13 protein-coding genes are annotated in these 12,598 nt (G+C 43.7%); 12 read left to right on the top strand and 1 reads right to left on the bottom strand.

Annotation, left to right across the window (positions count from 1 at the left end):
* Positions 1–4: 4 nt before the first annotated feature.
* From dnaJ to mtaB, 4 genes are all read left to right on the top strand, one after another.
* Positions 5–1,132, top strand: coding sequence for a molecular chaperone DnaJ (gene dnaJ, locus AC0VX7_RS17095; protein ID WP_475425159.1), 1,128 nt, complete (start codon positions 5–7; stop codon positions 1,130–1,132).
* A gap of 19 nt (positions 1,133–1,151) precedes the next feature.
* On the top strand, positions 1,152–2,090 hold the full coding sequence (prmA, locus tag AC0VX7_RS17090) for a 50S ribosomal protein L11 methyltransferase (RefSeq protein ID WP_475425158.1): 939 nt from the start codon (positions 1,152–1,154) through the stop codon (positions 2,088–2,090).
* Positions 2,091–2,364: 274 nt separating this feature from the next.
* On the top strand, positions 2,365–3,114 hold the full coding sequence (locus AC0VX7_RS17085) for a 16S rRNA (uracil(1498)-N(3))-methyltransferase (protein WP_475425157.1): 750 nt from the start codon (positions 2,365–2,367) through the stop codon (positions 3,112–3,114).
* A 5-nt stretch (positions 3,115–3,119) separates the two neighbouring features.
* Positions 3,120–4,472, top strand: coding sequence for a tRNA (N(6)-L-threonylcarbamoyladenosine(37)-C(2))-methylthiotransferase MtaB (mtaB, locus tag AC0VX7_RS17080; RefSeq protein WP_475425156.1), 1,353 nt, complete (start codon positions 3,120–3,122; stop codon positions 4,470–4,472).
* Between the two features lie 260 nt (positions 4,473–4,732).
* On the opposite strand, the gene AC0VX7_RS17075 is transcribed toward mtaB, so the two are convergent.
* Complete coding sequence (locus AC0VX7_RS17075) at positions 4,733–5,665, bottom strand: Na/Pi symporter (RefSeq protein ID WP_475425155.1); 933 nt, start codon at positions 5,663–5,665, stop codon at positions 4,733–4,735.
* A gap of 210 nt (positions 5,666–5,875) precedes the next feature.
* Here AC0VX7_RS17075 and rpsU point away from each other — a divergent pair, with 210 nt between their 5' ends.
* The 8 genes from rpsU (at position 5,876) to AC0VX7_RS17035 (ending at position 12,370) form a co-directional block, all read left to right on the top strand.
* Positions 5,876–6,049, top strand: coding sequence for a 30S ribosomal protein S21 (gene rpsU / locus AC0VX7_RS17070; protein ID WP_015595024.1), 174 nt, complete (start codon positions 5,876–5,878; stop codon positions 6,047–6,049).
* 17 nt (positions 6,050–6,066) lie between these two features.
* Positions 6,067–6,513, top strand: a complete 447-nt coding sequence (locus AC0VX7_RS17065; protein WP_215036350.1) for a GatB/YqeY domain-containing protein — start codon at positions 6,067–6,069, stop codon at positions 6,511–6,513.
* Between the two features lie 241 nt (positions 6,514–6,754).
* Positions 6,755–8,047, top strand: coding sequence for an NfeD family protein (locus AC0VX7_RS17060; protein ID WP_475428189.1), 1,293 nt, complete (start codon positions 6,755–6,757; stop codon positions 8,045–8,047).
* Between the two features lie 155 nt (positions 8,048–8,202).
* Positions 8,203–9,198 carry a flotillin-like protein FloA gene (gene floA / locus AC0VX7_RS17055; RefSeq protein WP_023627260.1) on the top strand — a complete coding sequence of 332 codons (996 nt, stop codon included), beginning with the start codon at positions 8,203–8,205 and terminating at the stop codon, positions 9,196–9,198.
* 34 nt (positions 9,199–9,232) lie between these two features.
* Positions 9,233–9,811, top strand: a complete 579-nt coding sequence (locus AC0VX7_RS17050; RefSeq protein ID WP_475425154.1) for a hypothetical protein — start codon at positions 9,233–9,235, stop codon at positions 9,809–9,811.
* Positions 9,812–9,921: 110 nt separating this feature from the next.
* Positions 9,922–10,206, top strand: a complete 285-nt coding sequence (gene yqfC, locus AC0VX7_RS17045; RefSeq protein WP_041966896.1) for a sporulation protein YqfC — start codon at positions 9,922–9,924, stop codon at positions 10,204–10,206.
* Between the two features lie 15 nt (positions 10,207–10,221).
* A complete protein-coding gene (gene yqfD / locus AC0VX7_RS17040) occupies positions 10,222–11,460 on the top strand; it encodes a sporulation protein YqfD (RefSeq protein ID WP_475425153.1) in 1,239 nt (412 codons plus the stop codon).
* Positions 11,411–12,370 (top strand): PhoH family protein, encoded by a 960-nt coding sequence (locus AC0VX7_RS17035; RefSeq protein WP_475425152.1) that lies wholly within the window; start codon positions 11,411–11,413, stop codon positions 12,368–12,370. Before yqfD ends, AC0VX7_RS17035 begins: the two co-directional genes overlap by 50 nt.
* Positions 12,371–12,598: the final 228 nt, after the last annotated feature.

Raw genomic sequence — 12,598 nt, 5'->3', positions numbered from 1 at the left:
AATCATGAGTAAACGGGATTACTATGAAGTCCTCGGAGTCAGTAATTCGGCTACGAAGGATGAATTAAAGAAGGCTTACCGCAAGCTTTCTAAACAATTCCATCCGGACATCAACAAAGAGCCGGGAGCAGATGAAAAGTTCAAAGAAGTAAAAGAAGCATATGAGGTATTGAGCGACGATCAAAAGCGCTCTCATTACGACCAGTTCGGCCATGTCGATCCTAACCAGGGATTTGGCGGCGGCGGCGATTTCGGCGGCGGTTTTGGCGGTTTTGAAGATATTTTCAATTCCTTCTTCGGCGGCGGGGGCGGCAGACGCCGTGATCCAAACGCACCAAGACAGGGTGCCGACCTTCAGTACACCATGACATTGAAGTTCGAGGAAGCGGTATTCGGCAAGGAAACAGATATCGAGATCCCTCGTGAAGAAGAATGCGACACTTGTGACGGAACTGGTGCAAAACCTGGGACAAAAGTCAATACATGTAAACATTGTCATGGCAGCGGTCAAATCAGTGTTGAACAAAACACACCTTTTGGACGTATTGTGAACCGTCGTGTGTGTCATTACTGTAATGGAACTGGTAAAGAGATCAAAGAAAAATGTACAACATGCTCAGGAACTGGGAAGGTTACCAGAAGGAATAAGATTCATGTTAAAATCCCGGCTGGTGTCGATGATGGCCAGCAGCTGAGAGTAGCAGGAAAAGGGGAAGCCGGTATCAATGGCGGACCTGCAGGTGACCTTTATATTGTCTTCCATATAAGGTCGCATGAATTCTTTGAGCGTGACGGCGATGATATTTATTGTGAAATGCCAATCACATTTGTTCAGGCAGCGATTGGTGATGAAGTTGAAGTCCCTACACTGCATGGTAAAGTAAAATTAAAAGTTCCTGCTGGGACGCAGACAGGTACAAAATTCCGCCTGAAGGGCAAAGGTGTTCCGAATGTCCGCGGATATGGTACTGGAGACCAGCATGTTCTGGTTCGAATCGTTACTCCGACAAAGCTGTCTGAAAAGCAAAAGCAGCTATTGCGCGAGTTTGCCGAAGTAAGCGGACAGTCTCCTATTGGAGAGCAGGAGGAAAGCTTTTTTTCAAAAGTAAAACGTGCCTTTAAAGGTGATTAATCGAATGGAGTTGGTATAAATGAAATGGTCTGAAATCAGCATTTTAACTACAAATGAAGCGGTTGAGCCGATTTCCAATATCCTGCATGAAGCAGGCGCGAGCGGAGTTGTTATCGAAGATCCGCTGGAGCTTGAAAAGGAGAGAGAGGACCAATTCGGAGAAATATACCAGCTTAATCCAGACGATTATCCGGAAGAAGGAGTCATTGTAAAAGCTTATCTGCCGGTAAATAGTTTCCTTGGTGAGACAGTAGATGAAATAAAAGAAGCGATCAATAACCTGATTATCTACAATATTGATATCGGGTTGAATAAAGTGTCAATCAGTGAAGTGAATGAGGAAGAGTGGGCAACTGCCTGGAAGAAATACTATAATCCTGTGAAAATTTCTGAGAAATTCACGATCGTGCCAACCTGGGAGGATTACACTCCAGTCAACACGGATGAATTGATCATTGAGCTTGACCCTGGTATGGCATTCGGTACGGGAACTCATCCAACAACGGTCATGTGTATCCAGGCGCTGGAAAGAACAGTCCAGCCTGGCGACCGCGTCGTGGATGTTGGAACAGGTTCAGGTGTACTCAGTATTGCAGCGGCTAAGCTGGGGGCAGGAAAAGTAGAAGCGATGGATCTGGATGATGTAGCAGTGCAGGTTGCAAAACTCAACCTCAAGCTGAACAAAGTACATGATGTCGCAACCATTTCACAAAACAATCTTCTTGATGGTGTAACAGAAGGAGCGGATATTGTCGTTGCGAATATCCTGGCAGAAGTGATCTTGCGTTTTGCTGATGATGCAGGCAAGGTCGTGAAAAATGGCGGATATTTCATTTCATCTGGGATTATCCAGCAGAAGAAAGAAGTCGTCAAAGATGCGATGATCAATGCAGGTTTTGAAATAGAAGAGATGATTTCTATGGAAGACTGGGTTGCGATCATCAGTAAAAAGATATAATGTGGAAAAAAGGGGAAAAGCTTAACCCCTTTTTTCTGTCTTTTTTAAAAGCTCTTTTCTCAAACTTTGTTGCCATTGACAACAAAATAGGATTGAATGACCTATGTTTTTTCACGAAAAATTAAAGCTTATTATGAGAAAAGAGCTTGCACACTTAATACCGAACTACAAAAATGGCTTTTTATCACGTTAAAATCGGCTTTAGGATTTTAACAACAATCTTTACGAAATCAGCCTTATTAAAAAACAGCTTCATTCGAAAGCGGGTGCTGTGGTGCAGCGTTATTTTATTGATGAACAAGGAAATATGGAACAATTCAATATTAGCGGCGATGATTATCATCACATTGTACGTGTAATGAGGATGAAGGCTGGGGACGAAATCATCTGTGTCATCCCTGCGGGCAAAAGTGCCGTTTGCCAGATTGAAGAAATTACCGATGAAATCGTTGTGGCAAACGTTGTAAAATGGGAGGAAGGGACTACGGAGCTTCCGGTCCATGTCGTGATAGCGAGCGGTCTGCCCAAAGGGGATAAGCTCGAATTGATTATTCAGAAGGGTACTGAACTCGGTGCCTATGAATTTGTCCCTTTTACCGCATCCCGCTCAATCGTTAAATGGGACGGCAAAAAAGCTGCCAAAAAGGTTGAACGCTGGCAGAAGATAGCCAAGGAAGCTGCCGAGCAGTCCCATCGCAGCTATGTGCCAGAAGTGAAAGAACCGGTCAGTCTTAAAGAACTGATCAAAGCAAGTGATGAGTATACTTATAAGCTAATTGCTTATGAGGAAGAAGCGAGGGAAGGTGAAGCTTCCGTCCTTTCTTCTACTCTCGGTAAATTGGGGAAAGGCGACAGCCTCCTGATTGTATTTGGTCCCGAGGGAGGACTTACCTCGGAGGAAGTTGACCTTTTAAATAAAAATGGATTTTCAGCCTGTGGTCTTGGGCCGCGCATCTTGCGTACAGAAACAGCACCGCTATATGCCTTGTCTGCTGTTTCCTATCATTTTGAATTATTGGGGTGAAGAAAATGCCTACAGTTGCTTTTCATACATTAGGTTGCAAGGTTAACCATTACGAAACAGAAGCCATTTGGCAGTTATTTAAGGAACAAGGATACGAGAGAGTAGAGTTTGAGTCTACTTCAGATGTTTATGTCATCAACACATGTACGGTAACGAATACAGGGGACAAGAAGAGCCGCCAGGTCATCCGCCGGGCTGTCCGTAAGAATCCGGACGCTGTTATTTGTGTTACCGGCTGCTACGCACAAACGTCACCAGCAGAAATCATGGCGATTCCTGGCGTTGATATCGTTGTCGGAACACAGGACCGCGTAAAAATGCTACAGTATATCGAACAGTACAAGCAAGAGCGCCAGCCAATCAATGCCGTTGGCAACATCATGAAGAACCGTGTATATGAAGAGCTAGATGTACCTGCATTTACAGACCGTACAAGGGCTTCATTGAAAATACAGGAAGGCTGCAATAACTTTTGTACTTTCTGTATCATCCCTTGGGCACGCGGTTTGATGCGATCCCGTGACCCACAGGAAGTCATTCGCCAGGCTCAGCAGCTTGTCGATGCAGGGTATAAGGAAATCGTTCTTACAGGCATCCATACAGGCGGCTACGGTGAAGATATGAAAGACTATAACCTTGCTTCACTGCTTAGAGATCTAGAGGCACAAGTTAAGGGCATAAAGCGTCTGCGCATTTCTTCTATTGAAGCCAGCCAGATTACGGACGAAGTAATCGAGGTAATTGATCAATCCAATATTATCGTCCGCCACTTGCACATCCCGCTTCAATCTGGTTCTGACACAGTGTTGAAGCGCATGCGCCGCAAATACACGATGGAGTTTTTCGGTGAGCGTCTTGATCGGCTTAAGGAAGTATTGCCGGGTCTCGCGGTTACTTCTGATATTATCGTTGGTTTCCCGGGTGAAACGGAAGATGAGTTCATGGAAACTTATAATTTCATCAAGAAGCACCAATTCTCAGAGCTGCATGTCTTCCCATATTCAAAACGGACAGGCACTCCTGCTGCTAGAATGGAAGACCAGGTGGACGAAGACGTGAAGAACGAACGCGTTCACAGATTGATTGAGCTTTCCAACCAGCTTGCAAAGGAATATGCTTCCCAGTTTGAAAATGAAGTGCTTGAAGTGATTCCTGAAGAAGTCTACAAGGAAGAGCCAGATAGCGGACTTTACGTAGGTTATACAGACAACTATTTAAAAGTTGTTTTCCCTGCTACTGAAGAAATGATCGGTAAAATTGTGAAGGTCAAGATTGTAAAATCAGGCTATCCTTACAATGAAGGGCAATTTGTCCGAGTACTTGAGGATGAAATTGTAGCTGAACAAGCTGTTATGTAGTTGAATGTGAAAGGAGCTGGCGAAAATGCCAGCTCCTTTTTTGATATTTAGTAACCAGACTAGTTTATTAACCACAAATTCGTAAATTTGGACTATCTATAGATTATAGACCGGTGGATATTAATGTAATTCAACCACATTTCAAGATAATTCAACCACATTTCAAATTAATTCGACCACAACTCAAGATAATTCGACCACATTTCAAATTAATTCGACCACATTTCCGGTTTTTTTCGTCCAAATGAGATTTTCAACCACTAAATACGTTCCCCTTTCCCATGAATGAGTTCAATCATTTTTCCGAATTTCTCGGCAACTGGAAGAACGAGTATCGAAGCGATTACGTTGTAAACAACACTGACATGCGCAAGCTGGACTTCTGGTCTTGCGGCTGTCATCGGAGCCAATGCAGCTATTTGCTCGATGAAAGGGTAGAAGACTGCCGCGCCTGCGATATTCAGCCATACGTGAGCAAACGCTGTGAGCCTGGCTTCTTTGCCTGCACCAATGGATGCTAGCATGGCGGTAATGCAAGTTCCTATATTGGCACCAAGCATCGCAGCAATTGCTGAATCCATGCTTAATGTTCCTTCCGATAGAAATCCCATGATGATTCCAGTCATCGCTGTACTAGATTGGATCATAGCGGTCACAACTGTGCCTGTAAAAATGCTGATTAAATGGCTGTTGTTCAGGTTGGTAAGTGCTAGCTCCACAATTGGCAGGCTGGTCACAGGGTCGGCGAGGAAGGTGAAGCCGCGCATTGCAGAAAAAACAGCAGCCATCCCAAAAGAAATCGCACCGATGTTTTGCCATGTTCTGTTTCTTGATACCATTAAAATTGCACCAATAACAGCAAACGGAACGATAAAAGCGTCTATGTTGAAAGTAATGATCTCAAGAGTGAAGGTTGTCCCTATATTTGATCCAAGAATGATTCCGATTGATTGCGAGAATTTCAGCAGGCCTGCTGAAATCAATCCAATCGTGATGACCATGACAGCGGAACTGCTGTGTAAGAGTGCGGTCACTACCGTTCCGGCAATCAACCCTTTTATTGGTGTATCTGTCATGACGGCCAGCCAGTTCTTCATCCTGCTGGCGGAAAGCTCGAACAAGCCTTTTCGAAGCAATGTCATGCCGCCGATGAAAACAGCGAGAAATAATAGGAAAAATAATAGATAGACCATTCGACTCCCCCTCCCATTTAAATGTATGAAAAGGAGGGCAGGACATGCTAACAAAATTTGTTGCCTGTATGTTAACCTGCAAAAGTACATAATGTAAAAACAAGGGCTAATTACAGTTGACCTCATGCCAGTGTTATATTATAATTGCAAGGTACATGGTTTCCATGTGTTTTGGTGTTAGTGTGTTGTGCTCGGAGGGAGGGAAAGAGAATGTCTAAAACTGTCGTTCGTAAAAACGAATCGCTTGAAGATGCTCTTCGACGCTTCAAACGTACTGTATCTAAATCAGGTACTATCCAAGAAGCTAGAAAGCGCGAATTCTACGAAAAACCTAGTGTAAAGCGTAAGAAAAAGTCTGAAGCTGCTAGAAAACGCAAGTTCTAAGAGAGGGTGGAATCTACTTGAGCCTACTCGAGCGTTTAAATAATGATATGAAACAAGCGATGAAGAACAAAGAAAAGGACAGACTCACGACGATTCGGATGGTCAAAGCATCCCTGCAGAACGAAGCAATCAAGTTCGGCAAGCAGGAATTATCCGAAGAAGAAGAGTTAACTGTACTTTCTCGTGAAGTGAAGCAACGCAAAGATTCCCTCCAGGAATTTGAAAAAGCAGGTCGACAAGACCTCGTTGAAAAGATACAAACAGAATTAAAGCATGTCGAAGTTTACATGCCACAGCAGCTTAGCGAAGAAGAAGTGACGGCAATTGTCAAAGAAGCTATCGCGGAGACCGGTGCGGCATCTAAAGCCGATATGGGTAGAGTAATGGCTGTCCTTATGCCTAAAGTAAAAGGTAAAGCAGACGGATCTCTCGTTAATAAACTTGTACAACAACACCTTTCATAAAAAGCTCGAAGGCCGCGGGATATTCTTGCGGCCTTTTTAGCGTATAATAAAAAGTGTCTTCACATAGTACTTTGTGTTTCATTGAAATTAAATACATAACTTTTTACACTTTCAGAAGAATTCTTTTTGAAATCTGTAAGAAATCAATGAAACTTTTTGGTGTACGAATGCGTATTACCATTATGGCCTTATTTTATAGAATGGAGGTGCCGAATTGAAAATCAAATCAGTGATTGCGAGCATCATCATCCTCTTGTCACTGGCCAGTCTGATCAATCCGTTCACTGCAGCTGCGGATGAAAAAGTTGTCTACGTGGTACCGATTGCAGAAACAGTCGAAAAGGGCTTGCTTGCCTTCCTGGGAAGAGCGGTGGAGGAGGCGGAAGAGGCTGGTGCGGAAGCAATCATTTTTGATGTGCATACACCCGGTGGAGTCGTTGATGCCGCTGACGGGATAGGAAAACTTTTGACAGGCACTGACTTGAAAACAGTTGCCTTTGTCAATAAAAAAGCGTTATCCGCGGGTGCATATATTTCCCTGAATACAGATGAGATTTATATGGTTCCTGGAGCTACCATGGGGTCGGCTGCGATCATAGACCAGCAGGGCAATACTGCTGGAAAGAAAGCGGAGTCATACTGGTTCGCTGCCATGAAAGCGGCAGCGGTTGAGAGTGGTAGGGATCCGATTTATGCCCAGGCGATGGCTGATGAAAGTATTGATCTTCCGGAACTAGGGGCAGGCAAGGGTGAGCTGCTGACTCTTACGGCAGATCAGGCACTTGAAGTGGGCTATTCAGAAGGAACGGTAAAAAACCTTAATGAGTTATTGGCAAAACTCGGTTTGGAGAATGCCGAAATCAGGAATGTGAATGAAACTTTCGCTGAAAAGCTAGCGAGATTCATAACGCATCCAGTCGTTATCCCGATTTTAATGACGATTGGAAGCTTAGGGTTGGTGCTTGAGTTGTACTCTCCAGGATTTGGTCTGCCAGGAATTGCAGGCTTGTCAGCTTTGCTCCTATTCTTCTACGGACATATGGTTGCTGGTCTTGCTGGTTTTGAAACGCTGATCTTGTTCGCGCTTGGCGTTGGGCTTATATTGCTTGAGTTATTCATTCCAGGAGGAATAGCTGGAGCTATCGGTTTATTAGCTATCTTTGCAAGCTTTTTTATGGCATCTGATAATGTGGTGCATATGGGGATTTCGTTATTGATCGCCTTGACTGCGTCCATCGTATTATCTATTTTAATGATAAGGGTGTTTGGAAAAAAGATGAAATTTTTCAGAAGAATCATACTGACAGATTCAACAAGCACTGAAAAGGGTTATGTATCCAATAAAAACCGCCTTGAACTGATTGGCGTGGAAGGAATCACATTGACTCCCCTCAGACCTTCAGGAACAATCGTTGTTGAGGATGAACGCATTGATGCAGTCAGTGAGGGTGGATTTATTGCAAAGGACAAGAAAGTTAGAATTGTAAAAACGGAAGGCTCGAGAATTGTGGTTAGAGAGATTACAGAGATCTAATTTGTTCTTTCATTGTATTGTTCATTGAGGTATTCTTGCCACGACGAATCGATGAAGTAACAAGTAGAGATAAATACCAATGGTCTTTGAGTTTATTTGGTAAAATAAAGAAGATTCAAAGAACATGGAATAATATTTTTTAGGAGGCAGTTCATATGGACGCAAGTACAGCATTTGTTTTAGTAGCAATTGCACTTGGGATTATTTTCCTTGGTGTTTTGCTGACATTCGTACCGGTAATGCTATGGATTTCAGCATTAGCGGCAGGAGTTAGGGTCAGCATTTTCACGCTGATTGGTATGAGGTTAAGAAGGGTTATCCCAAGCAGGGTCATCAATCCGATGATCAAGGCGCATAAAGCAGGGTTGAATGTTACAACCAACCAGCTTGAAAGCCACTATCTAGCTGGAGGTAATGTAGACAGGGTTGTAAATGCCCTGATTGCAGCACATCGTGCGAATATTGAGCTTTCATTCGAAAGAGCGGCAGCGATTGACCTTGCTGGCCGTGATGTATTAGAAGCGGTACAAATGAGCGTAAATCCAAAGGTAATTGAAACACCATTCATCGCTGGTGTGGCCATGGATGGAATCGAAGTAAAAGCAAAAGCAAGAATTACCGTAAGAGCAAACATCGACAGACTTGTCGGGGGTGCTGGTGAAGAAACGATCGTTGCCCGTGTTGGTGAAGGGATTGTATCGACAATTGGTTCTTCTGGCAATCATAAAAAAGTGTTAGAGAATCCGGATATGATTTCACAAACGGTTCTTTCAAAAGGACTGGATGCAGGTACAGCTTTTGAAATTCTATCGATTGATATTGCGGACGTTGATATCGGCAAGAATATCGGTGCCGAGCTTCAGACAGAGCAGGCGGAAGCGGACAAGAAAATTGCCCAGGCAAAAGCCGAAGAGCGTCGCGCTATGGCCGTAGCTCAAGAACAGGAAATGAAAGCGCGCGTCGAGGAAATGAGAGCGAAGGTCGTCGAGGCCGAAGCAACTGTACCATTGGCAATGGCGGAAGCGCTGCGTGAAGGAAATATTGGTGTGATGGATTATATGAATATCCAGAATATCGAAGCGGACACAGATATGAGAGGGTCCATTGGCAAGCTTTCAAACAATAAAAAAGATGACAAAAATAATAACTGATGCGAGAACCCGTTAAAAGAAAGGGGGGCTCCTCATGGAAATTTTATTTGAATTGTTCAGTAATCCTATAGCCCTGTTTATTCTAATCGGGGTCATCTCCAGTCTTTTCAATAAAAAGAAGTCGGACGGCCAGCAGCCGCAGCGCCGTCCGGTAAGGCCGCCCGGACCGATGCAACAGCAACAGCCTGGACCAGCAAGGCAGCCTCGTCCTGCTCCTGCCAGGAGGCAGCCAGCGGAGGCCAGGGTTGAGCCTCAGCAGGAAATCGAAATAGATCGCGTACCTCGTTATGATACTGGCAGGGACACACAACGAAGCCGGGGTTCAGCGAAGCACGACCCGGGTGAAACTGGTGTTGAAATCATTAATGATCTTCAGAAGGTTTATCTGGAAAGAAAGCTTCAGTCTGAGGAGCAGATGAACAAACAGAGCTCAAGTAAAGGGCGAATGTCTGCTGGTGAATCATCAGGACGATTAATGCAAAAAAGGGAACAAAAAGAAACAGAAGTTGTTTTCCAGCCAGACAGGGACACCCTAATTGAAGGTTTGATTTGGGCTGAAGTCCTTGGTAAACCGAGGGCCAAAAGACCATACAACCCGCTCCGAAGATATTAGGCACGGTAATTGGCCCTCGATTTGGAAGAATGCGTATCCATAAAGTTAAAAATGGTGCTAGAACCTCCTTTTTTCTCATACATATGAGATGAAAGGGGGTTCTTTTTTTTATGGCAAAAAAATGGGGCCAGTATGTACGCAAATGGATGACACAAAAAATGGATCTTCCTCAAGATGTCATGATGGATCTCCCTAGAATCACGATGATTGGGCATGTCCATATTTATATAGAGAATCACAGAGGTCTGCTTGCTTTTTCCGATGGAGAAGTGCGATTGATGATTAAAGGGGGGCAGCTTCTTGTCAAGGGAAAAGCATTTGTGATCAAAACAATATTGCCTGAAGAAATCTTGCTCGAAGGAAAAATAGATCAGGTTATTTATATAAATGAGTGATTGAGGGGGAGACGAATGAAAAACCAATGGATTCACACCTTTTCTGGCACAGTCAAAGTGAAATTGACTGGAAAGGGTATTGAAAGATTTTTAAATCAGTTGACACGTAGTGGTGTTTCGATATGGAACGTGAAAAAACATGGGTCCGAGACCGTCACCTTTTATGTTAATCTTCAAGATGTAAAAAAGCTGAGAATTCCAGCAAGGGACAGCAATTGCAAAATCAGGTTTTTAGAGAGGGTAGGTGGCCCTTTCTTTTTAAGGAAATTATGGACAAACAGTGGATTTTTGGCGGGTGCATTTTTATTTTTTGCATTAATGATGCTCCTTTCAAACATGGTTTGGGGTATAGAAATAAAAGGGGCGAGCCCGGCGACCGAACACCAGATTCGCAAGGAATTGGACAGGATGGGGATTGGCGTCGGGAAATTGCAATTTTCTATAGATAGTGTGGAGAGTATCCAAAAGGAACTGACAGATAAAGTAGGAGCCCTGACCTGGATAGGTGTGGAGCTGAAAGGGACGACCTATCATTTTCAGGCAGTTGAAAAGAGTGAGCCGGAAAAAGCAGAAGTAATTGGGCCGAGGAACCTGGTAGCAAAAAGGAAAGCAGCCATCGTCAAAATCTTTGTGGAAAAAGGGGAACCGGTTGTTGAGGTGAATGATTATGTTATGCCAGGCCAGCTTCTTGTTTCCGGTCTGTATGGAAAAGAAGATGATCTGAAAGTTGTGGCGGCTGAAGGTGAAATCCTTGGTGAGACTTGGTATTCAACGAAGGTGGAGTTGCCTTTGAAGAGTACCTTCCAGGTCTACAATGGCAATGAAAAAATGAAATATTCCCTCATGATCGCCGGTAAAGCCTTACCTGTCTGGGGATTCGGAAATCCTGATTTCAGTGAATATGAACTCGAAGTGACTGAACAGCCTATAAGATTTTTCAAATGGGAACTTCCTGTGAAGGTTGAAAAAAAGACCATCAGGGAGCGGGAACAGGTAACGCGCATCTATTCGAGGAAAGAAGCAATAGAAAGTGCAAAAGAATTAGCGAGAAAGGATATAAAAAACTACCTTCCTGAAAATGCTATCATTAAAGGGGAAAAAATTTTACATCAGTCAATTGAGAATGATAAAGTAAAGCTAACCACACATTTTACAATCATTGAAGATATAGCAGAAGGACAACCAATTATCAAGGAGACTGAGAATGACAGAAGACTTAAAAACGATGGAAATACAACTAGCGAACCCAACTGAAGCCGTTTCTTTATTTGGTAATGCAGATATGAACCTTAAACTGATCGAACAGGAGCTGGGTGTCTCGATCGTGACCCGGGGAGAGGCAGTAGGAATCTCAGGACCTGAGGACAAGGTTGAGTTAGCACAGGCTGTTTTGGACAATCTGCTTGCCGTTATCCGGAAAGGAATCAGCATTAGCCAGAGAGAAGCTGTTTACGCGATCCAAATGGCCGAAAAGGGTACCTTGGAATATTTCAAGGATTTATATGATGAAGAAATCAGTAAAAACGTTAAGGGTAAATCAATCAGGGTCAAGACTCTTGGCCAAAGACACTATGTTAATGCCATCAAAAGCCGCGATCTTGTTTTTGGCATTGGGCCTGCTGGTACTGGTAAGACGTATCTTGCGGTCGTTATGGCAGTCACGGCACTTAAGAATGGTACAGTGTCCAAAATTATCTTAACCAGACCAGCAGTAGAGGCAGGAGAAAGCCTTGGCTTCCTTCCAGGGGACTTGAAGGAGAAGGTAGACCCTTATCTCCGCCCATTATATGATGCCCTGCACGATATCCTTGGTACTGAACATACATTGCGCCTGATTGAGAGAGGGACAATTGAAATTGCACCTCTTGCCTATATGAGGGGAAGGACTCTCGATGATGCCTTTGTGATCCTGGACGAGGCGCAGAATACGACTCAGGCCCAGATGAAGATGTTCCTGACTCGCCTGGGATTTGGGTCTAAAATGATCATTACTGGAGACACGTCCCAGATTGATTTGCCAAAGGGTGCAAAATCAGGATTGGTTGAGGCTGAAAGAGTCTTAAAGGATGTCTCTGGTGTCTCCTTTGTGCACCTTGAACAAGCTGATGTTGTTCGGCATCCACTTGTCGGCCGGATCATTGAAGCATATGGTAAAAATGAATAAACATCTTAGTCCGCTCTTGGTAAACGAGAGCGGACTTTTGCTTCCGAAGGGGTATGAAAGCAATAAAAGGAAGCTTAGAATCTTTGCTTCCTTCCTTGGCTTGCCCAGCAGATGGGACTAATTTTAAATAGAGGTGAAAGTTTAGAGAAAAACTGATATGATGGTACATAAAGTTAGGTATATTTCCCAGTTATTCACAAACTGGCTCTCAAAGTTTAATAAATATTT

It is taken from the genome of Mesobacillus sp. QJM3NY_10 (genome assembly GCF_056173465.1).
This window is presented reverse-complemented; position numbering and strand designations above follow the sequence as displayed.